Source organism: Nocardia flavorosea, assembly GCF_015477805.1.
GTDB lineage: Bacteria > Actinomycetota > Actinomycetes > Mycobacteriales > Mycobacteriaceae > Nocardia > Nocardia flavorosea_A.
In genome coordinates, this window is record NZ_JADLQL010000005.1 from 18,875 (window position 1) to 43,296 (window position 24,422).

Here is a 24,422-nt window from a genome sequence, read left to right on the forward strand (position 1 = left end):
CCGTGGCCGGCGCGGGGGCCGGGTCAGGCCAGATTCTCGATTTTCGCGGCCAGTTCGGCGCCGGTGAGAGGTTCGCGGGCGATCACGGCGATGGTGTCATCGCCGGCGATCGTGCCGACGATATAGGGAAGTGCCGCCCGGTCCAGGGCACTGGCCAGGAAATGGGCCGCGCCCGGCGGGGTGCGCAGGACCGCGATATTGCCGCTGCAATCGGTGGAGACCAGCAGATCGCCGAGAAGTTTCGCCAGCCGGCCGGTACCGCCGGTGACCCCGCGGACCGGGCTGCCGTCCTCGGGAACTACATAGACACCCGCGCCGCCGTCGGCCGCGCGGAGTTTGACCGCTCCCAGTTCGTCGAGATCGCGGGACAGCGTGGCCTGAGTGGTTTCGATGCCCTCGGCGGCAAGCAGATTGGCCAGCTCGGTCTGGCTGCGGACCGGATGCGCGGCCAGCAGCGCGATGATCCGCGACTGCCGCCCGGCCCGGGTGGCGGCCGTGACCGGGCCGGTCGAATGTGTGCGGGTCTCGCTCATCGTCGCTGTGCGCCTTCGCGTTCCAACAGCCAGACGAGCAGGGCTTTCTGCGCGTGCAGGCGGTTCTCCGCCTCCTCCCACACCGCGCTCTGGCGACCGTCGAGTACCTCGTCGGTGATCTCTTCCCCGCGATGGGCGGGCAGGCAGTGCAGGACGATGGCATCGGCGGCGGCGTAGGCGAGCAACCCGGCGTTGATCTGGTAGGGGCGGAACGGCGCCACCCGGTCCAGGCCGTCGCTTTCCTGCCCCATCGAGGTCCAGGTATCGGTGACCAGGACATCTGCCTCGTCCGCCGCGGTGTACGGGTCGTCGGTGACGGTGACGCTGCCACCGGTTTCCGCGGCCCGGGCCCGGGCCGCGGAAAGCACCTCGGCCGCCGGCTGGAAACCCGCGGGTGCCGCGATCCGCACATGCATCCCGGCCGTCACCCCGCCGAGCAGCAGCGAATGCGCCATATTGTTGGCGCCGTCGCCGAGGTAGGTCAGCACCTGGCCTTTCGGGTCGCCTTTGCGTTCGGTGATCGTCTGCAGATCCGCGAGCACCTGGCAGGGGTGGAATTCGTCGGACAGCGCGTTGACCACCGGAACCGTTGCCGTCGTCGCCATTTCCTCGAGGCGCTGCTGGCCGAAGGTGCGCCAGACGACGGCGTCGACATAGCGGGAGAGCACTCGGCCGGTATCGGCGAGGGTTTCGTCGCGGCCGAGCTGGGTGGTCTGCCCGTCGACCACCACCGCGTGGCCGCCCAGCTGGGCGATACCGAGTTCGAAGGAGAAGCGGGTGCGGGTGGAGTTCTTGTCGAAGATCACCCCCACCCCGCGCGGTCCCTCCAGCGGGCGGCGGGCGAACGGGTTCTTCTTCAATTCGGCGGCCAGGGCGAGGACCTCGGCCTGCTCGGCGGGGGTCAGGTCGTCGTCGCGTAGGAAGTGCCGGACCGTGGTCGAGGTCATCCCCGGGCCCCTTTCGTCTCGGCCAGTACCTCGTCGAGGATCACCGGCAGGTCCAGCACCAGATTGTCGGCCTGGGTTTCGGTGAGCACCAGTGGCGGCGCCAGCCGGATGACATCGGGTTTGGCCGGGTTCACCAGGTACCCCGCGGCGCGGGCGCGGGCTTCCACCTGCGGCGCGACCGGGTGGGTGAGGCCGATACCGATGAGCAGGCCGGCGCCGCGCACCTCGGCGATCAGCGGATGTTCCAGGACGGCGATACCGTCGCTGAGCCGCTTGCCGACGGATTCGACGTGGTCCAGCAGACCTTCCTCGGCGATGGTGCGCAGTACCGCCAGTGCCGCGGCGGCGCAGACCGGGTTACCGCCGAAGGTGTTGCCGTGCATCCCGGGGGTGAACAGATCGGCCGCGTGCCCGGCGGCCAGGACGGCACCGATCGGCAGACCCGCGCCCAGCCCTTTCGCCAGGGTCATCACATCGGGGGTGATTCCGAATGCCTGGTGCGCGTACATCTTCCCGGTCCGGCCGATACCGGTCTGCACTTCGTCCAGGACCAGCAGCGCGCCGTGCCGGGCCGTGATCTCCCGGGCCCGCACCAGGTAGTCCATCGGCGGGACCACCACACCGCTCTCCCCCAGCATCGGTTCCAGGAACACCGCGGCGGTATCGGAATCCACCGCGCGTTCCAGCATCGCCGCATCGCCGTACGGCACATGCACCACGCCGGGGGGCATCGGTTCGAACGGTGCACGCTTGGACGGCTGGCCGGTGAGCGCGAGCGCACCCATGGTGCGGCCGTGGAAGGCCTCATCACAGGCGATGATCTTGCGCCGGCCGGTGAGCCGGGCCAGTTTGAACGCCGCCTCGTTGGCTTCGGTCCCGGAGTTGCAGAAGAACGCGCGACCCTCCCCGTCACCGAAATGCGCCAGCAGGGTTTCGGCGAGTTCGACGACCGGTTCGCTGCCGTAGAGGTTGGAGACGTGACCGAGCGTCCCGAGCTGGTCCATCACCGCGCTCAGAATCGCCTGATGCGCGTGCCCGAGACTGTTGACCGCGATCCCGCCTACGAAATCGACATAGCGGTTGCCGTCCGCGTCGTACACGACCGCGCCGTTGCCCCTGGTCAGCATGACCTCGGGGGTGGCGTAGTTGCGCATCATCACATTCGACCACCGTTGCCGCAATTGCGCAGTGTTCATGCTCTGACTCCGTTTTCCTTATCCGCCGCCGGTGTGACCATGGTGCCGATCCCCTCCCCGGTGAACAGTTCCAGCAGTACCGAATGGGGTATGCGGCCGTCGATGACGTGCGCGCCCGGGACACCGCCGCGTACCGCGCGCAGGCACGCCTCCATTTTGGGGACCATTCCCGAATCCAGCGACGGCAGCAGGTCGGCGAGCGCGTCGGTGTCGATCACGCTGGTCAGCGAGGAACGGTCGGGCCAATCGGTGTAGAGGCCCTCGACATCGGTCAGGACGACCAGTTTCTCCGCGCCGATTCCCTCGGCGAGTGCCGCCGCGGCGGTATCGGCGTTGATGTTGTGCACCACGCCGTCGGCGTCGGGTGCGATGGTCGAGACCACCGGGATCCGACCGGCGCCGATGAGGTCGAGAACAGCGTCGGGATGGACATCGGTGACATCGCCGACCAGGCCGATATCGGTGGCCGCGCCGTCGATATCGACGGTGCGGCGGGTCGCGGTGAACAACCGGGCGTCCTCACCGGAGATACCGACGGCGTACGGCCCGTGCGCATTGATCAGCCCGACCAGCTCTCGCCCGACCTGACCGAACAGCACCATCCGCACCACCTCCATCACCTCGGGTGTGGTGACGCGGAAACCGCCGCGGAACTCTCCGTCCAGGCCGAGCCGTTTCAGCATGGCCGAGATCTGCGGGCCGCCGCCGTGCACGACCACCGGGTGGACGCCGACGGTGCGCAGGAAGGCCATATCGGCGGCAAAAGCACGTTTGAGGTCGTCGTCGATCATGGCGTTACCGCCGTATTTGACCACGACGATCTTATCGCGGAACTTCTGCAGCCAGGGCAGTGCGCCGGCCAGGATATGGGCTTTGTCCAGCGCGGACAGCTGGTGGATCGCTTCGGTCATGAGCTGTAGGCCGAGTTCTCTTCGACGTAGGCGTAGGACAGGTCGGTGGTGCGCACGGTCGCCGATCCGTCGCCGAGACGCAGATCGACCACCACGTGGATATCGGCGCCGGACAGGTCGATGTCACGGGCTCCCGGCGCACCGGTACCGTCGATACAGACGGGGAAGCCGTTGAACGACACCGAGATCACGTCCGGGTCCAGCCGGAAGGGCGCGGTGCCGACCGCGGCCAGCACCCGGCCCCAGTTCGGGTCGGAACCGAACAACGCCGTTTTGACCAGGCTGTCCCGGGCGATGATGCGGGCCGCGGTGAGCGCGTCGTCCTCGCTGCGAGCGCCTTGCACGGTGACCAGTACGCGTTTGGTGATGCCCTCCGCGTCGGCCATCAGCTGACCGGCCAGATCGTCGCAGACCGCCAGCACCGCGGCGTCCAGTTCCTCCTGGCTCGGCGCGACCTCGCTGGCGCCGTTGGCCAGCAGCAGCACGGTGTCGTTGGTCGACATCGAACCGTCCACGTCCAGCCGGTCGAAGGTGCGCCGGGTGGCCCTGCGCAGGGCGGTGTCGAGTTGGTCCGGGGTGGCGACGGCATCCGTGGTGAGGACCACCAGCATGGTGGCCAGCGACGGCGCGAGCATGCCCGCGCCCTTGGCCATTCCGCCCACGTTCCATTTGCCCGGGTGGTGCAGGGAGGCTTCTTTCGGCACGGTGTCGGTGGTCATGATGGCGTGTGCGGCGTCGGTTCCGCCGGACATTCCGCCGCCCATCTCGTGCACGATCTCCGTGACGGCGGGGATCAGTTTGTCCATCGGCAACCGGTCGCCGATCAGGCCGGTGGAGCACACCGCGACCTCGCCCGCACCGGTTTCGGTGCCCCAGTTGCTCAGTGCGGTGGCGAGTTCTTCGGCGGTGCGATGGGTGTCCTGGAAACCCAGCGGGCCGGTGCAGGCGTTGGCGCCGCCGGAGTTCAGGATCACCGCGCGCAGCCGCCCGGATTTCAGTACCTGCTGCGACCACTGCACGGGAGCGGCCTTCACCTGGTTGCTGGTGAACACGCCCGCGGCGGCGTAATCGGGACCCTCGTTGAAAACGAGCGCGAGATCGGGTTTACCGCTGGCCTTGAGTCCCGCGGCGATTCCGGCCGCCCGGAAACCCAGCGGCGCGGTGACACCCTGGTTGTGGACGAGGTTGGCGTCGGTGGTCACGGAGCCACTCCTACGGTGGGCAGCCCGGCGGTCTCGTCGAGGCCGAGCGCGAGGTTCATGGACTGCACCGCGGCGCCCGCGGTGCCCTTGGTCAGATTGTCGATCGCGCCGATCACCACCAGCCGGCCGGCGTCGGGGTCCACGGTCACCTGGAGGGTGACCGTATTCGCGCCGAGCACGGCACCGGTCTGCGGAAGGACACCTTCGGGCAGCAGATGCACGAACGGTTCGTCGGCGTATGCCTTTTCGTAGACCGTGCGGGCCTGTGCGGCGTCGACTCGCACGGGAGCGGTGCAGGTGGCCAGAATGCCACGCGGCATGGGCGCGAGGACCGGGGTGAAGGAGACCCGCACCGGATTTCCCGCGACGGCAGTCAGGTTCTGGGCGATCTCCGGTGTGTGCCGGTGCGCGCCGGCGATCCCGTACGCGCGGGCCGACCCCATGACCTCCGAGCCGAGCAAGCCCACATCGAGTTTGCGGCCTGCTCCCGAGGTACCGGTGACGGCCACGATGGTCACATCCGGGTCGATGATGCCCGCCGCCATCGCGGGTGCCAGGGCCAGGCTGGCAACGGTTGGATAGCATCCGGGCACCGCGATCCGGGTGGCGCCCCGCAGCGCCGCCCGCCCGCCCGGTAGTTCCGGGAGGCCGTAGGGCCAGCTGCCCGCGTGCGGCCCGCCGTAGTAACGGTCCCAGGCGGCGGGGTCGGTGAGCCGGAAATCGGCGCCGCAGTCGATGATCACCGTCGAATCGGGCAGTTCGGCGGCCAGGGCAGCCGACTGGCCGTGGGGCAGGCCGAGGAAGACGATATCGTGCCCGGCCAGTTCGGCGGCCGTGGTCGGAGCGAGGAGGCGATCGGCAAGCGGCAGCAGCTGCGGCTGGAGCGCGCCCAGCGCGGTTCCGGCGTTGTTGCCCGCGGTGAGCGCCCCGATTTCGAGGCGCCCGGCTCGGTACTCCGGATGCCCCAGCAACAGACGCAGCACTTCGCCGCCCGCGTAACCACTGGCACCGGCGACGGCCACCCGCAGGGGCGCGGTCCGGTCGGGCATATCCGTGTGATCAGCCATGTGATGATTATGCACGATCGTGCAAGCTCATTCATCGATGGGTTCGGACACCCTTCCCATCATCCACAACAGCGCAGCATGAGCGCACGACCCGAACCCCCGCCACACACCGAACGGCGCGGGCCACGATTTCGAAACGCCAGAAGGGCCGGTACACCGAGCGACCCGATCGGAGTTCGCGACTCGACATATGAACTACGCTTAGAACATGTGTTCGAATGACGCGTTCCGGTCCCAGATCCAAGCCTTGGAACATGCCATCGACACACTGCTCGATATCGATCTCGGATGCGTAGCCGATGCCGAACTCGCCGACGCCCTGCCCCGCATCGCGGCACGCGCTCGCAATCTGACCGGCTACACAGTCAGGATCAACCATCATCACGAAAACCGGCGGGCGACCCGCGCGGATCCGCCGGCCACCACCGAACTGCCGTTTCCCGCAGACCGCCGGTCGCCGACTGTGTCCCGCGCGTCGACGTCGAATCGGGTGGCGGGATCCGCCGTGACTTTCCCGGCGCCGGAGCTCGCCGACACCCTGCTCCCGGACGGCGAAACCACCGCAGCGCGACGGTGCCACGACCGATCGGGCATTGTTGGCGGAGACAATCGCCGCCCGGCCGGCGCAGACAACCGCAGCACGGCCGGGGCAGGCAATCGCAGCACCGCTGCCGCAGACAACCGCAGCATCGTGGCCCGAGGAGCAACCGTGACCGCACCCCTGCGCGTGGAGCGCACCGGCGATATCGTCGTCTGGACCATCGACAACCCCGCACAGCGCAACCCGATCTCCGACGAGGCGACCATCGCAGCCCTGGAGAACGCGGTGACCGAGGCCAACCGGGATCATTCCCTGCGCGTCGCGATCCTCACCGGCGCGGGCACGGCATTCAGCGCCGGCGGCAACGTGAAGCACATGCGCGACAAGTCCGGGATGTTCGGCGGCACCCCCGCCGAACTGCGCCAGGGCTACCGGCACGGAATCCAGCGCATTCCGAAAGCGCTGTACCACTGTGAAATCCCCACCATCGCCGCGGTGAACGGTCCCGCGATCGGGGCCGGCTGCGATCTGGCGCTGATGTGCGATATGCGCATCGCCGCCACCACCGCGACCTTCGCCGAAAGCTTCGTCCGCCTCGGCCTCATCCCCGGCGACGGTGGCGCGTGGCTGCTTCCCCGCGCGGTCGGTATGGCCCGCGCCAGCCAGCTCGCGTTCACCGGCGCGGCCATCGACGCGGCCACCGCCCTCGATTGGGGCATGGTCAACGAGGTCGTCGAACCCGACCGGCTCCTGGAAGCCGCCCACCGCCTGGCCGCCGATATCGCGGTGAATCCGCCGCACGCTCTCCGGATGACCAAACGCCTGCTCCGCGAGGGACAGCACCAGAGCCTGGAAACCCTGCTCGAACTCTCCGCCGCCATGCAGGCCATCACCCACCACACCGCCGATCACGGCGAGGCTGTCTCGGCCATGCTGGAGCGGCGGACGCCCGAATTCACCGGCGACTGACGTCCACCCGATCGGCGCGGCCCGCGCGGCGGATCCCGGGCCGCCGCCGAGTACACCGGCGGAAAGGCCGAGCTGCCGCCCGCTCACTGCAACCGGGCGGGCCGGCCCGCGTCGGCGAAACGCAGTTCGAGTTCGACAGCGATCTCGTCGACTTCCAGCGCCCGGCTCAGGGCGAGCACCGCATCGTCGGCGATACGCTGCCGCAGCGCACCGATATCGGCATCGGGTTCGGCCTGCACGATGAGGTACAACTCGGGGGCATCCCGGGGGCCGGCCAGCCAGGCGGCGGCCGACCGCACTCCCGGGAACTCCTCGATATCCGCGGCGACCGGGGCCGCGGCCGTCCGGGACGACAGTGTGGTCTGCCCGGCCGTATCGTCGGTGTCGATCCGCCACGGCCGGGACGCGGGCATCCGGAAGAACTGGGCGAACAGCCAGCGCAGGCACAGCACCGCGATCAGCGCGGCGGCGGCGATCACCGCGACGAAAACCCACGTGGGCGGTGCGGCGGTGCCGGGAACCAGCCGGGCGTCGGGATCCACCCAGTTCAACAGGTCGAAATGGGCGGCCAGCGCCAGCCCGCCACCGGCGGCGAGCGCGGCGCCGAGCAGGGCCGCCACGATCCGGTTGGCGACCGCGGGATGATCGGATCGCGCCATCACGTTCCTCCTGTTCCCGGCGATACCGCGGCCGCCGGTTTCGTCCCGGTTGCCCCGGTGCGCCGCGAGACCTCCGGGCGGGACCTGCGACGGTCGCGCGCCGTGGGAGTGGGAGCGTGCAACCCGGCGCGCACCTTCCGCACCGGATAACCGATTTCCTGGACCCGGTCCCGGACGGCGTCACAGACTCGGTCGGCCAGGCCCTGATTACCGTGCAGATCGGTGCGCGCCGTCACCGTCACCGTGTGGCGGCGGATCCTGACTCGGGCCGAATGCACGCCGGCCACCGAGTTCGCGGCGGCACCCAGCACGGCGCACAGATCCTTGCGGCGCACCCCCGCCGCGACCCCGTCGGCCGGGCCGGTGGAACGCAACGGCAGAACTGTCGCCCGGCCCGGCAGCACAGCGGCCAGCAGCAGGAGAACACCGATCGCGGCGGCGATCAGTGCTACGGCGGCCACCAGCGGGTTGTCCCAGGACAGGGCGTGCAGCTCGCGAGCGGCGCTGTCGTAGGAGAAGAATTCGCGGGTGCCGGTGAGCCGCTGGATCAGCGAGACGATCACAGCGAGGCACGCCGTACACAGCAGCAGCGCGACCAGCACCGCGAGTACGGTGCGCCGCGGCCGCCGGATCATCGCACCCGCCCGGTCGTGGCGGCCGGCCGGACCATCGCGCTGACCACGATATCGACGCGGGAGACGCCGAGACCGGTCAGTTCTTCGGTCCGCCGGATCAGATGGTCGCGGCAGTCCTCGGTGACCCGCCCGACCGGTTCGGGATAGCGCACCGGGAGCCGGACCTCGAGCGTGGTGCGATCACCGGATACCGTTGCCTCCACCTCGGCGCGGCCGCCGACGCCGGTGACCTCACGGGCGGCTTCGGCGGCGATCCGCCGGACCGCCCGTTCGCTGACGGTGGTTTCGCCGGGCAATTCGGCGGTCGCGGTGGTCACCGCCGCTCCCGGGCCCGGCCGACGGTGCGCAGCACACCGTCGAGGTCGAGCCGGCCGTCGAGCCACCGGCCCACCAGCAGGCCGGCCGCAGCGAAGACCAGGACGATGGCGAAGGCGCCGAATCCGCCGAACGCGGCGGCGAATCCGAGCGCGAGACCGATCGCCAGGCAAATCGAAGTGGCGTTCACAGTCGACTCCTCTCCACGACAGCCGGGACCCGGCTACTGGACCCGGCCGGTGGGCACGTCGGCCTCGTCGTCTTCACCGGGGAGGTGGACATCGTTGACGTTGATATTGACCTCGACGACTTCCAGTCCGGTCATCTGCTCGATCGCCGAGATCACATTGCGGCGTACGACCCGCGCCACTTCCGCGATGGCGACGCCGTATTCGACGACGATCTGCAGATCCACCGCGGCCTGGGTTTCGCCGACCTCGACCGAAACTCCCTGCCCGGCACTCGACGACGCGCCCGGAATGCGGTCGCGCAGCGCCCCGAACGCGCGGGCGGCATTACCGCCGAGTTCGTGCACGCCGTTGACTTCGCGGGCGGCGAGGCCGGCGACCTTCTGCACCACGATATCGGCGATCGTCGTCGTGCCCTGCTCGGTGACCAGGTCGGTCTTGCGCGCCGATCCCCGGTTCTCCGCTGCGCCGCGCGTGGGCGCCGCCCCGGATGCGGTATCGGTAACGGACTTCTTCTCAGTGGCCGGAGTGGTCATGGTTGCTCCTCGTTGGGTTGTCGGCCCGCTGCCGCGCAGCGGTATTCGTGTGCCGCTGTCTGTGGGACACCGGCCGAACGGGAACCTCACGCCTCACTGGGGTGACCTGCATCACCTCCTGTGCCCGACAGGGCGGCAGCATCGAGCTCGGTGACCATCAGCCGCAATTCGGCCGTCTCCCAGCGTGTTCCCGACAGCAGCCGCCTGATCGCGGCAGCGAGATCGTCCAGTAGCGGCGTCAAGGGCAGCGCGGTGGCAACGACCCGGACCTCCACCATGGTGGAGGTCAGTCCCACTGCGTACTTGCGCGCGTCGAAGGACCACCAGCCCGTACGATCCCCGGTGATCGGCGCCGCGGGGCGCAATCCGGCGTGTGCCGTCACGGCGGCGATGATCTTCTCGGCGAGCTCGGCGTCGGCGGTCACAGCCACGCTCCGGCGGGTCCGGCGATATCGATGATGCATACGCATACGCGGTCCACCTGCTGCCCGGTGTGCTCGCGAACCGCCTCGGTGATCCGCCGCTGAACCGCGCAGCCGATCTCGGCGGCCGGCCGGCCGGCGGCGATCGTGATATCGGCGGATACCACGAGCCCGGCCCCGGTCTGCCGGATCCGGATACCGCCGGCCGGGGCCGGTTCGGTACCGGTCCATCGTTGCCGGCCCGTGCGCACGACCGTGTCCAGCAATCCGCGGACACCGGGTTCCAGCCGGACCACTCCAGGTGTGTTCGCCGCGGCATGGGCGGCCACCGCGGCGATCACCGGTGCCGCCACGATCACCGTGGCGCGGGCGGCCGTCATCGGTCGCCTCCCGGGCCGGGGCCGTCCGCGTGGTACAGGTCGGCGATGTGCACATCGAGCCGGCGCAGTTCCACGCCGATGTGGTCGGGGAGGGCGGCGGCGATGCGGGCACGCACCGCCGGCAGCACATCGCCGACCGGAGGGCCGCCCGCCGGGAGAGCGATGCTCATCTCCACATCGACCGTCCGCGGTGCGCCGTCGTCCGCCCCGGCCTGCCGGATCCGGCATCGCCGGGCCCGTACCCCGGGCACCGAATCGGCCGCGTACCGCAGGACCGCCGCCACCGCTTGTGCACTGATCTCCACCGAGCCGGGGCCGGTATCGGGAAGGTCCACGGTGCGGCCGCGCCGCATCTCGGACCGGACTGCGGACATGATGCGCCCGGTGAGCCCGGGCGGCGGCGGTTCGGGTTCGGCCACCAGCTCCCGGGTCGCGGCCCGCAACGCGAGCAGGCTTTCCCGCGCCGCCCGGCAGTGCGGGCACACCGCCTCGTGGGCGTCGGGGCGCCCGGACTCGACCGCGTCGAGCCGTTCCCATACCTGTTCCAGTTCCCGGCCGCACGGCAGCCGGTAGCCCTGTTCTGTGGTGTTGTTCGTCTCGTTCACCGCCATGGCTTCATCACCTCGGACAACTGTGCTCGCGCCCGCGCGATCCGACCGCGGACCGCGGTGGTGTTCGCGCCGACGATGTCACCGATCTGCTCGTAGGACAGGCCGTGCACCTCGCGCAGCAGCCAGCAGGCGCGTTGTTCGGCGGTCAGCACCCGTAACGCGTCGTTGAGCGCTTCGAGCTGACTGCTGACCTGCACCGCGTGCTCGGGCCGGATATCGGCGCGCGGCGATTCGGTGGTGTCCGGATCGACGTCGGCCTGCGGGCGCCGGGCGCGCAGCACGTTGAGGCAGCGGTTGGTGGTCATCCGGTACAGCCAGCCGACGAATGCGGCATCGTCGTTGAGCTGGGTCAGCCGCCGCCACGCACCGAGGAAGACCTCCTGGACGATATCCTCGGCCTCGCCGCGATCGGCGAGCATCTTCACCGCCAAGCGAAACATCTGGCCCTGGTGCCGGACCACCAGTTGCTCATAGGCGGACATATCACCGTCACGGGCGCGGTCGACCAGTGTCGCGTCGTCCCATCCCGTCATCGGCGCGGATTCCAGCGCGGTCACACCACCACCTCCTGCACCCACAACACCCGCATGTTCGATGGACACCGCAGCCCCGGGGGGCATCACGCCGATCACCGCGTGATCGTCGCCACAATCCGGGCCTCTCCCGGCGCGGCAGCGCGCCGCTACCTTGTCTGGCCACCTGATCGCGCTACCCGTTCGGCCCACTGCGTAACAGGCCGTTACCGATCTGCCGACAACCCGTTCTCCGGTCCAGCGTCGGCCGGCCACCGCACCGGCGCTCACGGCGTGACCACGCTCACCCGCAATGGTCCGTGCCGTTTCCTTCGCAACCGGGTCGTTACCAGCGAACACCGGAAAAGGTGCGGAACGAAAACGGAAGGTTCGGATATGGCCGTCACCCGGAGCACCGCTCGTCATCGGAGCACGCGCCGGCGACCTGTTCGCGTCGCGGGAATGGAACGGGGCACCGCCCTGCTCGCGGCAGTGTCCTGCCTGGTTTTCGCCACGGGCACCGCGCTGCTCACCCGGTCACCGGGTACGACCGCATTCGCGACGATCGCCATCGCGCTCGGACTGACCCTCACCCTCCGCATCCTGCGGACAACCGCCTGAAAGCCCGGCGCATCGAGCACCACCCGTCGCCGAGCGATACAGCCGGGATACCGTGACACCGACGCAACTTGCGCGTGTCGATGAAGTAGTCGGTTTGCCGGAAGAAGGAATTGCCCTCGGGATGCCCTTGTCCCGATCACTCGGGGACGAGGCTCGGGAACTACGCATCCACCTGCATCCGATAGACGTGCGGGTGACCTACTGGTTCGCACCCGGAGATCACATCGTCATGCTGACCGCATTCCGCAAGACTCGGGACAACGAACGGTTCGAAGTGCTGCCGGCCGAGGAGGCGCGACGGCTCTGCTCCGAGAGCCAGATATCGATGAGGTTATCGGGATGATCGACACCTCGAAGGAGGACCGGCGATGAGCACACACGACCGGATCGCCGACGACCCGGTGCCGGCCGCAAAAAGAGACACCGACGAGTACCGGAGTGCGCGCGAAATCGCACGGGTCGAGATCGCGTTGGTGCGGGCAGTATTCAAGCGCAGGACCGCATTGGGCATATCGCAGACGGAACTGGCCAGACGAGCACAGATGACACAGCCGGCTGTGTCCCGGCTCGAGGCCGGCGGTGGCGGTGTACCGAGGCCGGCAGTGCTGGACCGTCTAGCACGCGCTCTCGGGGTGCGGTTCTCGGTGACAGTCGGTGCTGACAACGCCGACGAAACACTCGGACTGATTGCCTGACCCAGTACAACGCTGACACAACTACGAACAGACCCCCCGAGTCCGGTACTGCTACCGGGTCCGGGGGTCGTGATTCGCCAGGTCAGAAGCGGTCGAACTCGCCATCCTTGACACCGGCGAGGAAGGTGTCCCATTCACCGGGGGTGAATATCAGGGCGGGGCCGGAGGGGTTCTTGGAGTCGCGGACGCCGACATGCCCGTCGTCCAGGTGGGCAGCCTCGACGCAATCGCTTCCCCCTTGGCTACGGCTGCTCTTGAACCAGGAGGCCCGAGACAAGTCGATCATTCTCACTCCTTCGAAATCCGCAGCATCAAGTCCCTGGATGCCGACGGGGACAACGCTACATGCCGGATACGTTCGGCTTCGCGAGAGTACTTCGCCACCTCCGCCGTGCGCTCGATATACAGATCACCGGTGAAGCCCTCCATGAAGGCCACAGGCGGTTCCTGGAGTTTGGAGGCACGCAGCGGCGGGAAGCTGAACAGAACGAATGAGCGCGACATCAGTCCGACCGGGTTGGTCTCGGTGTTGGGCACTATCCGTACCTCGACACCGGGAGATTCAGACCTCTCGATCAGGTGTTTCACCTGGTCTGCAATGACAGATGAGCTGCCGACCCTATACCGGAGGACCGCTTCGGTAAGAATGGCCTCGAACTTGAAGTTCGGTCGGTCCAAGAGGTTCTGGCGTCGCTGCGCAAGGTCCAAGGTTCGGTTGACTTCCTCTGTGGAGCGATCCGGGTTCGTGGCCCAGGTGAGCGCCTGCCGGTAGTCGCGAGTTTGCAAGAGGCCGGGAACCACGGTCGTCTGCCAGGAAGTCACCCAATTCGCCGCCTCCTCCAGGGCGAGATAATGATCGAATCCCGACACCATCGCGTCGGCGTAGGCGCGCCACCATCCGCCACCGGACGCAGTGGCCTCGCGGATCTCGCGGGCGAGGTCGAGTAGCAGCCTGCGCTCCGCGTCGGTTGCCTCGTACGCATTCGCCAGCGCATTCAGACCCAAGTCGGTGACCTTCGTCTGCCAGCCGTCTTCGATGCGCCCGTACGACTGGGGAGAGATCTCGGCTACTCGCGACGCCGCCGACTGCGTGAATCCGGCCCGTTCGCGGAGTTTGCGTAGTTGTCGGCCCAGGGCCCGTCTGGGCAGCGTGGACGCGTTCGTACGTGTCGATCCTTTTGCCATGTGGTTGCCTTTGCTAACAGTAAATGTGAATTCTGGAAGCCCGCACAGGGAAGCTGGTACATGGAAACCTCAGCCCCGCAATGATTGTGGAGGAATTTCAAAGATTTGTCTTGGAAAATCCAGTTTCCGGCTTCCCAATCCGGCTGAGTCAGAGCTCTACTGAGTGTGCGCCCGGTGCGGGCCACCTCGAATCGCAGTCGAGAACACCGGTTCGACGCCAGGAGTGCCGGAAACCGGTGGTCTGTCACAACACAACCAGTGCAGCCGAAAAGGCCGCTGATGCCGCGTGCCCGACCCCGCACCGGGCGCACGCCAAAGCCTATGTCATGAGCGGGGATTCATCATGTGCGCAAATGAGCCATTGCCGGTGCGGGTCCGCGGCGAATCCATCGAGCGTCTGCCCACCGCGTGGGCGTTACCCACGCTCGCCCACCTGGAACTGATCCGTGAAGCCCTGCAGAGTTGGGCCGAGGACGATGAGCATGCCTGACCGGACACCGGCAGCGGTCGCGCTCATCCGGTTGGATATCCCCGTCGCTGATATCGACCTGCACGCAGTCGCCGAGCGCTACGGATGCCGGCTGCTGCATACGGTGCGAACGAACGCCCGGCCGTTCGTCGCCGCGCACGCACTCGCCCGGTACGCCGCCGAATACGATGCGCGCGCCGTCATCGTTCCCGGACTCGCGCACGCCGCCGATATCCGCCGGATCATCACCGAGAACGCCGCGCTCATCACGCCGAACCGGGTCTACCCCCGCGGCTACCGCTGGCACGGAGAGGATTTCACATGCCGTGGGGAGAGGTAGCGCTCACCGTGGTGATCTTCGGCATGCTCGGCTCGATCGGATACACGATCCTGCTGGCCCGGTCGATCGAACTGGACGAGACAACGCCCCGGGCACCGTCCGCGCTGGAACGGCTCTTACAGCATTTCCACGTGCGGTGAACGGTGCCGAGGACTCGACCGGAAAGACCCCATGCCACGATGGCGCCGGACCCTCGCACCCGGCGGGATGATCCACCCGGGCCGCCGTCCGGCCACACACCCCGTGTCCCCGAATGCCGCAAGGGCGGCCGAACGCTAGTCCACCGGGGCCGTGGGCGTCGGGTCGGCAGCACCCCTGCCCGCCAGCGCCGCACAGGCCGCGTCCACGGCCGCGGTCCGCAGTTCGTCCACCGGGACGTCGGCGAGCAGGACCAGGCAATCACCGAGACCACCGAGTGCCACGATGGCGCGTGCCCGGTCGGCGACACCGGCGTCCGGACCGACCAGCAGCGTGGTGAGCCGGCGACGCCAGTCCACCACATTCTGCAAAAAGCCCAGTTCGCCCAGGGGCGCGATATCGCGCAGCAGCAGGGCGGTTACTGCGCGGTGCGCGTAGGAGACGTCGAAATAGCGGGTGAGCAGCTCGCGTGCGTCCACCGGCTCGTTGCCGTACCGCGCCTCGTCCGCGGCGATCACGGCTTCGACATCGTCCACGAGCGGCTGCATCAGGCTGCGCAGGAGGTCTTCCCGCGAGGCGAAGTGGTAGTACAACGCGGGTTTGGTGATACCCAGGCGTTCCGCGATCTGGCGCAGGCTGGTCTCCCGGATCCCGTGGGCGGCGAACAGTTCCAGTGCGGCGGCCTGGATGCGGTCACGCGTCTCGGTGGATCGGGCTCTGGGCATCGAACCACCCTAGCGTGTTGACCGCCCGGTAAGTAAACTCGTTTACCGACCGTTAAGTAAACGAACGAGGAGCAGTGGTGGACATCCTGATTTCCGGCGCCGGCGTCGCGGGGCCGGTGCTCGCGTACTGGTTGCAGCGCTACGGGTACACGCCGGTGGTGGTCGAACACACCCCGCGACCCCGGCTCGGGCTGGGCGGGCACGCGGTGGACCTCTTCGCACCCGCGAGCGAGGTGATGGACCGGATGGGCCTACTCCCCCGGCTCCAGGCGGCTCGGGTGGAGACCTCCGCGCTGCGCTACGAACTGCCGGGCGGCTCCTCCATCGATGTCGATCTGCGCGATATCTCGGAAGCCTTCGCCGACGACCGGCACCTGGAGATCATGCGGGGCGACCTGGCGACGATCCTGCAGGACGCCACCGCTGACCGGGTCGAGTACCGGTTCGGCGATTCGATCGCCGCTCTCGCCGAGGACGCCGCCGGTATCGACGTCACCTTCGACAGCGGTCGCACCGGCCGGTTCGATCTCGTCCTCGGCGCCGACGGCCTGCACTCCGCAGTGCGCCGGCTGATCTTCGGCCCGGAAGACGAGTTGAGCCACCACCTCGGCGGATATCTCGCGGTGGGCACCCTGCCGAACTATCGCGAGCTGACGACGCACACGGTGCTGTACAACGCGGTGGACCGGATCGCCGCCATGTACCCCGTGGCGCAGACGGGGCAGGCCCGCGCCGTATTCCTGTTCCGCCACCCCACCGAACTGGTCTACGACCACCGCGATATCGACGCCCAGCGCCGGCTGCTGCGGACGGAGTACCGCAACGAGGGCTGGGAGATCCCCCGGCTGCTCGACGAGATGGACCGGGCGGACGACTTCTACCTCGATGCCATCAGCCAGATCCGGATGGACTCGTGGTCGCGGGGGCGGGTATCGCTGGTCGGGGACGCCGGATACGCCCCGGGTCCCGCGGTAGGCGGCGGCACCACCCTGGCCGTCGTCGGCGCCTACCTGCTGGCGCGGGCCCTCGCCGAAGCCGGCGGCGCACACCAGCAGGCGTTCACCGTCTACGAACGACAACTGCGCGACTATGTGCGACGCTGCCGCGAGGCGGCGCCCGGTGTACTGCGCCGCGGAATCCCCCGCTCCCGGGCGCACCTGCGGTTCAACGCCCTGGCCACCCGCCTGCTGACCCGGATGCCGGCTGCGCTGCGCACGCGGCTCCTTGCCGGTGGCGCGAGCAGCGCTCTGTCGTCGTTCGCTCTCCCGGACGAAGCGGCACCGCCCGAGTTGGACGCGCAGAAACGCGTCGGGTAATCGCCGGATTCACCGACTTTTCAGTACGGGACGTGCAATGTGCGCTGCCGGGCCGCGCCCAGATCGGTGTGAGAGCGGTGCCCGATCAGCCCGGATGACGCGCGCCGACGTGATGATCGGTGTCCTGCCACGCCGGTCGGCTGTGTAGCCGTGCCGGTGATCGGTGGGTGGGCATCCGGGCTCGCGCAATGTCTTGGCGATACGCGCGCCGTGGCACGGACAGTGCACGCGCGGGGTCCGGTGACGACGTAGAAGACCAGCGCCGGGGCGCCGCGGCGGCAGCTGGTGCGGCGCCGCCCGGCCGGACGCACGGGGGCGCGGACCGTTGCCGCGGCTACTTCTTCTCGACTACCCGCTCCCCCTCGCCCGGCTTCCAGATCGTGATCTTCAGGGTGTCGTCGCCGACCTCCACCGACGATGCGGAGGTGAGGTCGGCGACGAAGAAGTGGTCGAACGCCTGGCCGCGCAGGTCCATCCCGCTGTCCTCGTACAGGAACTCGGCGAAACGAGTGTGCAGCGCGGTATCCGGATCGTCGACCACGACGCCGAAGAGTTTCGCGTCGCCCTCGGAAACCATGGTGTCGACCGTGGCCGTATGCAGACAGAACCGGGGATCGCGCAGCAGATCCCGGAATTTGGTGGTGCCGGGCATACCGGCGATCACCAGTTTCTCCTCGAAAATCATCGGTTCCACCGGGCTGATGCGGGGATATCCGTCCGACCGCAACGTCGCGAGCATGCACAGGTTGCCCGTCGCGAGATGGCGGCGGCGGAAGATCTCACTGATATGCGGCGCTTCCGCAGTGAACTCGTTCCATGTCGTCATGATGCCGACGGTACGACGCCGATATGACAATTCGGAGCACGACGGGCCGCAGCCTTCCCTGTTGCCGCCGAGCGCCGCCGGTCGACACCGTCTCGGCGCGTAATGCCCAGAATCCGGGACGGAGCGTTTCAGCGCCCATGGTCCCGGACGGCTGTCAGCCCGAATTCCGCAGGGCCGTGGCCAATCCGTTCATGGTGAGCAGGATCCCGCGTTTGACCAGTTCGGAATCGTCGCCGGCGCGCAGCCGGCGCAGCAATTCGACCTGCATCTGATTCAACGGCTCCAGGTACGGGAACCGGTTGTGGATGGATTCCGCCAGGGAGGGGTTATCGGCAAGCAGGTGATCGTTCCCGGTGATCGCGGCGTGGATGGCGACCGTCCGGGCATGCTCGCGTTCGATCATCCCGAAGATCCGTTCCCGCAGTTCGCTGTCCTCGACCAGTTCGGCATAGCGGGCCGCGATCGCGAGATCGCTTTTGGCCATCACCTGAGCCAAGTTCGACAGCACGGTGCGGAAGAACGGCCACCGCCGGTACAGATCCGACAGACGGGCGAGCCGCTCCGGATCGCCGTCCACCCATTCCTCGAGCGCGGTCCCCGTGCCATACCAGCCGGGCAGCATCACCCGGGCCTGGCTCCACGACATCACCCACGGGATGGCGCGGAGATCGCCGACGGATTTCGTGGGTTTGCGGGAGGCCGGACGGCTGCCGATATTGAGATCGCCGACCTCGGCGACGGGTGTCGATTGCCGGAAATAGTCGACGAAACCGGGGGTGTCGTGCACGAGCCGGGCGTAGGCGGCGCGGGCGCGGGCGGCGAGATCGTCCATGAGGGCGTAGGCGGATTCGGCGTCGGCTCCCAGACCCTCGACATCGAGCAAGGTCGATTCGAGTGTGCCCGCGATCAGCGATTCCAGGTTGCGGTAGGCCGAACCGGGTTCGGCGTACTTCGCGGCAATGACCTCGCCCTGTTCGGTGAGCCGAAGCGCTCCGCGCACCGCCCCGGCCGGCTGGGCCAGGATCGCGTCGTAGCTGCGCCCGCCGCCGCGGCCCACGGTGCCGCCGCGACCGTGGAAGAGCCGCAACCGGATTCCCTGCTCCCGCGCCAACTCCACCAGATCCAGCTCGGCGCGGTAGAGCGCCCAGTTGGCGGCCAGATATCCGCCGTCCTTGTTCGAATCGGAATACCCGAGCATCACCTCCTGGCGCATACCGCGCGCGGCGACCAGCTCCCGGTATTCCGGGACCGCCAGAGCCGCACCGAGCGTGGCCGCACCGGCCGCGAGATCCTCGATGGTCTCGAACAGCGGCACGATCCCGACCGGGCAGAACGGAGCACCGCCGGCCTCGCCGGGATCGAGCAGGCCCCCCTCCTTCAGCAGCAGCGCCGCCTCGAGCAGATCGCTGACCGAGGTGCACATGGAGATGATGTAGTTCGGCACCGCCTCCGGCCCCAGCGCGGCCACCACTTCGGCCGCGGCCCGGATGATGCCCAGTTCCTTGGCAGCCAGTTCGCTCAGCCGCGCATGCGGACCCAGCAGCGGACGGCGAGTGCGCAGTTCCCCGGTGAGCAGATCCACCCGGCCGGCTTCGGGCAGGCTCGCGTAATCGGCGTGCACTCCGGCCCACGCCAGCAGTTCGGCCACCACTTCTTCGTGGGTTTCGGAGTTCTGCCGCATATCCAGGCCCTGCAGATGGAAACCGAACGCTTCCACGGTATGCCGCAGGGCCGCCAGCCGGTCGTCGGCGAGCAGACCGTCCCCGCTCGCACGCAGGGAAGCGTCGACGGCATCCAGATCGTCCAGCAGTTCCTGCGGTGACGGGTAAGGGCTGACACCGGTCACCACCGAACCCCGGCCGGTGAAGTCCCGCAGCGGGCTGTCGGCCGCGGCGACCGAATCCGGCAGGGTCGCCGCGGCATCGCCGGCGCCGGCTCCCACGGCCCGCAGCGCATCGCGTGCGGTCACCGTGAGCCGCGCCCGGATGCCGTAGAGCGCCCGGCGGTACGGTTCGTCGGCATGGATATCGGGATCCGGGTATCCCGCATCCGACAGCGCGCGCAACGCCGGCGACACCGGAGCCAGCCGCGCCGACACCGCGAGCGTTTTCTCCAGCTGCGCCAGATCACGCAGGTACCGCCCGAACGCGACACCAGCAGCATGCGCGGCGGCGGTCCGCACCACCTCGGCGGTCACGTACGGGTTGCCGTCCCGGTCGCCCCCGATCCACGAACCGGTGCGCAGAATCGGTTTCGGCAGCAGCCGCTGCTCGGGCCAGCGTGCCCACAGCGCCGCCCGCACATCGGCGTTGATCGCCGGAATCACGTCGAGCAGTGTCAGGTCGTAATACCGCAGCCCCACCGCGATTTCGTCCTGGATACGCAAGCGGGACAACCGGATCAGCGCCGTCCGCCACAGGGTGAGCACCTGGCGGCGGATCTCCCGGTCGAGGCCGGGCTGTTCGGCTGCCGGTGCGCGCAGCCGCTGCCGCATGAGATCGGTGATCCGGGCCTGGGTGTCGAATACCGTGCGCCGGCGGGTCTCGGTGGGATGGGCGGTGATCACCGGCGACACCAGGGCGTCGGCGAGTAGTTCGGCGACCCGCTCCCCGCGCACTCCGGCCGCGTCCAGCTTGCGGTAGGTGGCGGCCAGCGAGGAATCCTGCGGCGGCTCGCCCGCGGCCTCGTGCACGGCGCGGCGGCGGTCGCGCTGGATATCCTCGGCCAGATTCGCCAGCAGCACGAAGTAGCTGAACGCCCGGATCAACGGGAGCGCCACCGCGATATCCACCCCGGCCAGCATTTCGGCGACCGCGCTGCGCCGCACCTCTTCCCGGCGCACCCGGAACGCCTCCACCCGGACCTTCTCGACGAGGTCGAAAACCTCCGGCCCCTCGTGATCGCGGATCGTATCCCCGAGTACGCCACCGAGGAACCGGATATCCTCGCGGAGCGGCCGGGTCGCGTCGTTTCCACTACCGGTCTGCGCATCGCCCATGGTCGGACAGTATGGTCGCCCGACCCGTCCCGGTCTGTGACGACGCACACGGCATCGCCCGAACCGTAGTCGATCCGGCCGCCGCGCCCGGGTCAGCCGAGCGGTTGAGAGAACCGCAGGAAGTTACCCCACGGGTCGGCGAAACCGCAGTCACGCACGCCGTAGGGCTGGTCCGCCGGTTCCTGGGTCACCCGGACACCGGCGTCCTGCAGCCGCGCGAACGTCGCGTCGGCCGATTCCGTGGTGAAGATGAGTGTCCCGTGCGCGCCGGCGGCGAGCCGCCGCTGCGCCTCTTCCCGCTGTACCGGGTCCGGCACCATATCCGGTGTCTCCAGGAGGAACTCGAGGCCGGGCTGCCCGGCAGGCCCGACAGTCACCCAGCGCATCGGGCCCAGCGGTACATCGGCCCGCACCTCGAGCCCGATCACATCGCGATAGAACTCCAGCGCGGCCTGCTGATCGCCGACCATCACGGCGATATGCGACAACGCGAGATCTTTACCTGTACTCATCTATCTCTCCTCCGTACCGGGAATCACCGCGGGCGACCGTCCGCACCGCTGTGGTCACTACTCCGACGCCGCGCGCCGCCGGAATTCATCGCTCGCCGCATATTCTTCCGGTCGACCGCAGTGCCGGCTCGGCAACCACACCGCGGTCGCGACGATCCCCCACCCGGAGACGAGTTCGGCGGCGTTGGCCAGCAGATCCGCAGCAGCGCGGCGGAGACCACCGCCATCGTCGCGGTCGTCACCGTCCACAGCCGGTATCCGCGCACCCGCCTCAGGCCGTCCGAGACACTCCGGTCGTGGTGGCATCGGCGAAGGACCTACCGAACCGGTGCCACGGCAGCATCCCCGGCGAGGACGGCGCGGCAACACAGGATCACCAGCAACGCGGTCGCCACGAGTACACCGCTGCTCACGACCGGCCCGAGTGCCCCGAGCCGCGTTCCCAAGGCGAACGCCGCCACCAGCGGGCCCACCACAGCTCCGATATTGAGCGCGGCGGTCGCATAGGACCCGCCCATGGCCGGCGCCGCCGCGGCCTCGTGCAGGACACGGGCGATCAGGGTGCTGCCGAGCGCGAAAGACAACGCGCCTTGGACGAAGACGAGGGCCAGCAATACCGGGGGCCGGTCCGCGGAGACCGCCGTCGCGAACCAGCCGGCGCACAGCAGCGGTCCCGCCACCGCGACGACCACCCCGGGGCGGGCGTCGGACAGCCGGCCGGCGACGGTGACTCCGGCGAACGATCCGGCGCCGAAAAGCACCAGCGCGACCGGCACCCACAGGCCGCCCAGCCCGGACCGGTCCGTCACCAGCGGGGCGAGGAAGGTGAAGGCACCGAAGGTGGCGGCATTCACCAGAGCGCCGAGCAGCATGACGGCCAGCAGGCGGGGACGGGTCAGCACGGTGAGTTCGGCGGCGAGGCCGAGGTCACGGTTGTCCGCGTCCCGCGTCCGGGCCGGGATTCCGGTGAGCACGCCGATCGCGGCAGGCACACAGAGCAGCGCGACCGCCCAGAAAGTGATGCGCCACCCGAACACCGCGCCCAGCAGCGCACCGCCGGGAACCCCCGCGATGGTGGCCATCGTGGTCCCCGAAAGCAGTATCGCCAGCGCGCGACCCCGCCGGTCGCCGGGAACCAGCCCGGTGGCGGCGGTCATGGCGACGGCGAGAAATCCGGCGTTGGCGAGGGCTGCCACCACCCTGGTCGCCATCAGCACCGGAAACTCGCCGGTGACAGCCCCGGCGATATGCGCCGCCAGGAATACGAGGACGAAGACCAGCAGGCTCGCCCGCACCGGCCGATTCCGGGCGAGGGCCGCCATCAGCGGCGCGCCGACGGCCATTCCGACGGCGAACGCCGAGGTCAGCAGGCCGGTATCGGCGATATCGACGCCGAGGTCGGCGGCGATGTCCGGGACGAGCCCGGCGAGCATGAATTCCGAGGTACCCATGGCGAAAATCGCCATGGCAAGCAGATAGAGAGCACAAGGCATCTAAGGAACTCCGAGGTGGGAGAGACATGGCATAACGTCTCGCCACCCCGGTCAGCTACCAGAAGGTCGCCGGTGGGCGGTACCGGCAGCGGAGGGCACCGCCGCGGAACAAGGGATCAGGGGCTGACGGGGGTGACCGACAGCCCTGCCCTGGATGCTTCCGGACTCGACATGGCGGGCACATTACCCACCACCCGCTCGCGGCGCATCACCTTTTCCGTCGCCCGGCTCCGGTCAGGCGGTGGTATCCGGGCGGACCCGCACGGTCACCCGGCCTTTCTCGTCGCGCCGGGCCGTCGCATGCCCGCGTATCTGTCCCTCTCGGAAATGCAGCAGGATCGGGCTGCCCTCGCCGAGGAAATTCCGCCACCATGTTTTCTTGTCGGGCATGGCGACACCGATGACGTATTCGTCCCCCTTCTTCATGAAGTTGACCGGGGTACGGAAGATCCGGCCCGACCGCCGGCCCACGTACTCGATCTCCACGAACCCTTTGCTCATCAGCGGCCCCAGAAACGGGACGCGCAGCAGCGCCACCACTCCGGAGTTGAACCCCCGCACCGCACGGCCCATCGATGTCGATGCCACGGAATCCTCCTGTTGGATAGCGATACGCTCGGATGTGTCCCGACCCTAGCGGCTCCCGGGGTCGCCCGCCGGGCGCAATCAAGACACGAAGCCGATTCTTGCAGCAACGGCGGCGAATTCCGGTATCGCGGCGCCGAAACTCGTGGGTACGGGACCACAGACCGGGCCGCCCGGGGCACACCGAGATGCTTCGGTGCCCAGGCGCCGAACGTGGACGGGACTGCTCCCCCTGCACGCCGCGTCCGGTTTGCGCGCCGTCTGCTGGGCTGCCACCATCTCCTGCCGGGTGGTGCCGGAGCTCGGACGGCCACCACGATCGACCCGCCGGCGGGAGCCCCCGGCCGACGGTGTACAGCAGCATTTCGATACGGAGTTGGGTGGATGCTCAAGGGTTTCAAAGATTTTCTGATGCGCGGCAACGTCATCGACCTGGCCGTCGCCGTGGTGATGGGTACCGCGTTCACCGCGATCGTCACCTCGGTCACCAAGGGTGTGCTGGAACCCCTGCTCGCCGTATTGGGCGGCAACGGCCAGCTCGGTTTCGGCGTCACCTTGGTCGCCGGCAAGCCCGCAACCTTCGTTGCACTCGGACCGATCATCAGCGCCGCCATCAATTTCGTAATGGTCGCCGCGGTGCTGTATTTCGCGCTGATCCTGCCGATGAGAACCGTGCAGAAGCGGTACCTCGCCCGTAAGGGCGCCGATACGGAGAAGCCGGTCCCGACCGATACCGAACTGCTGATCGAGATCCGCGACCTGCTGGCCGAGCGCGCCGCCGCGGCGCAGAACGGCTCCGGTGGCAACGGATCGGAGAAGGAGTCGGCGCGCGTGCCTTCGCCGTCGGCCTGAGTCGCCCGCTCGCGGGTATACGCACCGAACGCCGCGATACTTG

The 24,422-nt window shown here is 68.7% G+C and carries 33 protein-coding genes; 9 read left to right on the forward strand and 24 right to left on the reverse strand.

The window, feature by feature from the left end; all coding sequences use genetic code 11:
• Positions 1-23 precede the first annotated feature (23 nt).
• From IU448_RS21620 to argC, 6 genes are read right to left on the reverse strand one after another with little or no spacing between them, the layout of a single operon-like run.
• Complete coding sequence (locus tag IU448_RS21620) at positions 24-533, reverse strand: arginine repressor (protein WP_195057517.1); 510 nt, start codon at positions 531-533, stop codon at positions 24-26.
• Entirely contained in the window at positions 530-1,480 is a 951-nt protein-coding gene (argF, locus tag IU448_RS21625; protein ID WP_195057518.1) for an ornithine carbamoyltransferase, read from the reverse strand. The genes IU448_RS21620 and argF overlap by 4 nt, the downstream gene beginning before the upstream one ends.
• Positions 1,477-2,676, reverse strand: coding sequence for an acetylornithine transaminase (locus IU448_RS21630; RefSeq protein WP_195057519.1), 1,200 nt, complete (start codon positions 2,674-2,676; stop codon positions 1,477-1,479). The genes argF and IU448_RS21630 overlap by 4 nt, the downstream gene beginning before the upstream one ends.
• Positions 2,673-3,587 carry an acetylglutamate kinase gene (gene argB, locus IU448_RS21635; protein ID WP_195057520.1) on the reverse strand — a complete coding sequence of 305 codons (915 nt, stop codon included), beginning with the start codon at positions 3,585-3,587 and terminating at the stop codon, positions 2,673-2,675. The genes IU448_RS21630 and argB overlap by 4 nt, the downstream gene beginning before the upstream one ends.
• The gene (gene argJ, locus IU448_RS21640; RefSeq protein WP_195057521.1) at positions 3,584-4,789 is read right to left on the reverse strand and encodes a bifunctional glutamate N-acetyltransferase/amino-acid acetyltransferase ArgJ; all 1,206 of its coding nucleotides are present in this window, start codon (positions 4,787-4,789) and stop codon (positions 3,584-3,586) included. The genes argB and argJ overlap by 4 nt, the downstream gene beginning before the upstream one ends.
• Positions 4,786-5,856: an N-acetyl-gamma-glutamyl-phosphate reductase gene (argC, locus tag IU448_RS21645; protein WP_228813903.1), complete on the reverse strand. Its 1,071-nt coding sequence runs from the start codon at positions 5,854-5,856 to the stop codon at positions 4,786-4,788. The genes argJ and argC overlap by 4 nt, the downstream gene beginning before the upstream one ends.
• Positions 5,857-6,565: 709 nt before the next feature.
• Between argC and IU448_RS29100 the strand changes: the two genes are divergently transcribed.
• Complete coding sequence (locus tag IU448_RS29100) at positions 6,566-7,366, forward strand: crotonase/enoyl-CoA hydratase family protein (protein WP_280457908.1); 801 nt, start codon at positions 6,566-6,568, stop codon at positions 7,364-7,366.
• An 83-nt stretch (positions 7,367-7,449) separates the two neighbouring features.
• On the opposite strand, the gene IU448_RS21655 is transcribed toward IU448_RS29100, so the two are convergent.
• The 9 genes from IU448_RS21655 to IU448_RS21695 form a co-directional block, all read right to left on the reverse strand.
• Entirely contained in the window at positions 7,450-8,025 is a 576-nt protein-coding gene (locus IU448_RS21655; RefSeq protein ID WP_195057523.1) for an alkaline shock response membrane anchor protein AmaP, read from the reverse strand.
• Positions 8,025-8,660: a DUF6286 domain-containing protein gene (locus IU448_RS21660; protein ID WP_195057524.1), complete on the reverse strand. Its 636-nt coding sequence runs from the start codon at positions 8,658-8,660 to the stop codon at positions 8,025-8,027. The genes IU448_RS21655 and IU448_RS21660 overlap by 1 nt, the downstream gene beginning before the upstream one ends.
• Entirely contained in the window at positions 8,657-8,977 is a 321-nt protein-coding gene (locus IU448_RS21665; protein ID WP_195057525.1) for an Asp23/Gls24 family envelope stress response protein, read from the reverse strand. The genes IU448_RS21660 and IU448_RS21665 overlap by 4 nt, the downstream gene beginning before the upstream one ends.
• Positions 8,974-9,165 (reverse strand): hypothetical protein, encoded by a 192-nt coding sequence (locus IU448_RS21670; RefSeq protein ID WP_195057526.1) that lies wholly within the window; start codon positions 9,163-9,165, stop codon positions 8,974-8,976. The genes IU448_RS21665 and IU448_RS21670 overlap by 4 nt, the downstream gene beginning before the upstream one ends.
• A 33-nt stretch (positions 9,166-9,198) precedes the next feature.
• Complete coding sequence (locus IU448_RS21675) at positions 9,199-9,699, reverse strand: Asp23/Gls24 family envelope stress response protein (protein ID WP_195057527.1); 501 nt, start codon at positions 9,697-9,699, stop codon at positions 9,199-9,201.
• 86 nt (positions 9,700-9,785) lie between these two features.
• Entirely contained in the window at positions 9,786-10,124 is a 339-nt protein-coding gene (locus IU448_RS21680) for a hypothetical protein (RefSeq protein ID WP_195057528.1), read from the reverse strand.
• Positions 10,121-10,501: an Asp23/Gls24 family envelope stress response protein gene (locus tag IU448_RS21685; protein ID WP_195057529.1), complete on the reverse strand. Its 381-nt coding sequence runs from the start codon at positions 10,499-10,501 to the stop codon at positions 10,121-10,123. Before IU448_RS21685 ends, IU448_RS21680 begins: the two co-directional genes overlap by 4 nt.
• A complete protein-coding gene (locus tag IU448_RS21690; RefSeq protein ID WP_195057530.1) occupies positions 10,498-11,112 on the reverse strand; it encodes an Asp23/Gls24 family envelope stress response protein in 615 nt (204 codons plus the stop codon). Before IU448_RS21690 ends, IU448_RS21685 begins: the two co-directional genes overlap by 4 nt.
• On the reverse strand, positions 11,103-11,669 hold the full coding sequence (locus IU448_RS21695) for an RNA polymerase sigma factor (protein ID WP_280457904.1): 567 nt from the start codon (positions 11,667-11,669) through the stop codon (positions 11,103-11,105). The genes IU448_RS21690 and IU448_RS21695 overlap by 10 nt, the downstream gene beginning before the upstream one ends.
• 417 nt (positions 11,670-12,086) lie before the next feature.
• Here IU448_RS21695 and IU448_RS21700 point away from each other — a divergent pair, with 417 nt between their 5' ends.
• The 3 genes from IU448_RS21700 to IU448_RS21710 are packed head-to-tail and all read left to right on the forward strand — an operon-like array spanning position 12,087 to position 12,940.
• A complete protein-coding gene (locus IU448_RS21700; protein ID WP_228813905.1) occupies positions 12,087-12,245 on the forward strand; it encodes a hypothetical protein in 159 nt (52 codons plus the stop codon).
• 52 nt (positions 12,246-12,297) lie between these two features.
• Positions 12,298-12,588, forward strand: coding sequence for a type II toxin-antitoxin system RelE/ParE family toxin (locus IU448_RS21705; RefSeq protein WP_280457903.1), 291 nt, complete (start codon positions 12,298-12,300; stop codon positions 12,586-12,588).
• 25 nt (positions 12,589-12,613) lie between these two features.
• On the forward strand, positions 12,614-12,940 hold the full coding sequence (locus IU448_RS21710; protein WP_195057533.1) for a helix-turn-helix domain-containing protein: 327 nt from the start codon (positions 12,614-12,616) through the stop codon (positions 12,938-12,940).
• 82 nt (positions 12,941-13,022) lie between these two features.
• On the opposite strand, the gene IU448_RS21715 is transcribed toward IU448_RS21710, so the two are convergent.
• A complete protein-coding gene (locus tag IU448_RS21715) occupies positions 13,023-13,226 on the reverse strand; it encodes a DUF397 domain-containing protein (protein WP_195057534.1) in 204 nt (67 codons plus the stop codon).
• A gap of 2 nt (positions 13,227-13,228) precedes the next feature.
• Positions 13,229-14,125, reverse strand: coding sequence for a helix-turn-helix domain-containing protein (locus IU448_RS21720; protein WP_195057535.1), 897 nt, complete (start codon positions 14,123-14,125; stop codon positions 13,229-13,231).
• A 343-nt stretch (positions 14,126-14,468) separates the two neighbouring features.
• On the opposite strand from IU448_RS21720, the gene IU448_RS21725 reads away from it, so the two are divergent.
• Genes IU448_RS21725 through IU448_RS21735 form a run of 3 tightly spaced genes read left to right on the forward strand, consistent with a single transcriptional unit; the run spans position 14,469 to position 15,074 of the window.
• Positions 14,469-14,615, forward strand: coding sequence for a hypothetical protein (locus tag IU448_RS21725; protein ID WP_195057536.1), 147 nt, complete (start codon positions 14,469-14,471; stop codon positions 14,613-14,615).
• On the forward strand, positions 14,608-14,934 hold the full coding sequence (locus IU448_RS21730) for a hypothetical protein (RefSeq protein ID WP_228813907.1): 327 nt from the start codon (positions 14,608-14,610) through the stop codon (positions 14,932-14,934). The genes IU448_RS21725 and IU448_RS21730 overlap by 8 nt, the downstream gene beginning before the upstream one ends.
• A complete protein-coding gene (locus IU448_RS21735; RefSeq protein ID WP_195057537.1) occupies positions 14,916-15,074 on the forward strand; it encodes a hypothetical protein in 159 nt (52 codons plus the stop codon). Before IU448_RS21730 ends, IU448_RS21735 begins: the two co-directional genes overlap by 19 nt.
• Positions 15,075-15,209: 135 nt before the next feature.
• On the opposite strand, the gene IU448_RS21740 is transcribed toward IU448_RS21735, so the two are convergent.
• Entirely contained in the window at positions 15,210-15,797 is a 588-nt protein-coding gene (locus tag IU448_RS21740; protein WP_195057538.1) for a TetR/AcrR family transcriptional regulator, read from the reverse strand.
• 77 nt (positions 15,798-15,874) lie between these two features.
• Here IU448_RS21740 and IU448_RS21745 point away from each other — a divergent pair, with 77 nt between their 5' ends.
• Entirely contained in the window at positions 15,875-17,113 is a 1,239-nt protein-coding gene (locus tag IU448_RS21745) for an FAD-dependent monooxygenase (protein ID WP_195057539.1), read from the forward strand.
• A gap of 334 nt (positions 17,114-17,447) precedes the next feature.
• Here IU448_RS21745 and IU448_RS21750 read toward each other — a convergent pair whose 3' ends face one another.
• The 6 genes from IU448_RS21750 to IU448_RS21775 form a co-directional block, all read right to left on the reverse strand.
• Complete coding sequence (locus tag IU448_RS21750) at positions 17,448-17,939, reverse strand: pyridoxamine 5'-phosphate oxidase family protein (RefSeq protein WP_195057540.1); 492 nt, start codon at positions 17,937-17,939, stop codon at positions 17,448-17,450.
• 154 nt (positions 17,940-18,093) lie between these two features.
• Entirely contained in the window at positions 18,094-20,937 is a 2,844-nt protein-coding gene (ppc, locus tag IU448_RS21755; protein ID WP_195057541.1) for a phosphoenolpyruvate carboxylase, read from the reverse strand.
• 92 nt (positions 20,938-21,029) lie between these two features.
• Positions 21,030-21,449 carry a VOC family protein gene (locus IU448_RS21760; protein WP_195057542.1) on the reverse strand — a complete coding sequence of 140 codons (420 nt, stop codon included), beginning with the start codon at positions 21,447-21,449 and terminating at the stop codon, positions 21,030-21,032.
• A 57-nt stretch (positions 21,450-21,506) separates the two neighbouring features.
• Positions 21,507-21,698 (reverse strand): hypothetical protein, encoded by a 192-nt coding sequence (locus IU448_RS21765; protein WP_195057543.1) that lies wholly within the window; start codon positions 21,696-21,698, stop codon positions 21,507-21,509.
• Between the two features lie 68 nt (positions 21,699-21,766).
• Positions 21,767-22,942 (reverse strand): Cmx/CmrA family chloramphenicol efflux MFS transporter, encoded by a 1,176-nt coding sequence (locus tag IU448_RS21770; RefSeq protein WP_195057544.1) that lies wholly within the window; start codon positions 22,940-22,942, stop codon positions 21,767-21,769.
• A gap of 234 nt (positions 22,943-23,176) precedes the next feature.
• A complete protein-coding gene (locus tag IU448_RS21775; RefSeq protein ID WP_280457899.1) occupies positions 23,177-23,530 on the reverse strand; it encodes a hypothetical protein in 354 nt (117 codons plus the stop codon).
• A gap of 381 nt (positions 23,531-23,911) precedes the next feature.
• Here IU448_RS21775 and mscL point away from each other — a divergent pair, with 381 nt between their 5' ends.
• Positions 23,912-24,379 carry a large conductance mechanosensitive channel protein MscL gene (mscL, locus tag IU448_RS21780; RefSeq protein ID WP_195057545.1) on the forward strand — a complete coding sequence of 156 codons (468 nt, stop codon included), beginning with the start codon at positions 23,912-23,914 and terminating at the stop codon, positions 24,377-24,379.
• Positions 24,380-24,422 lie beyond the last annotated feature (43 nt).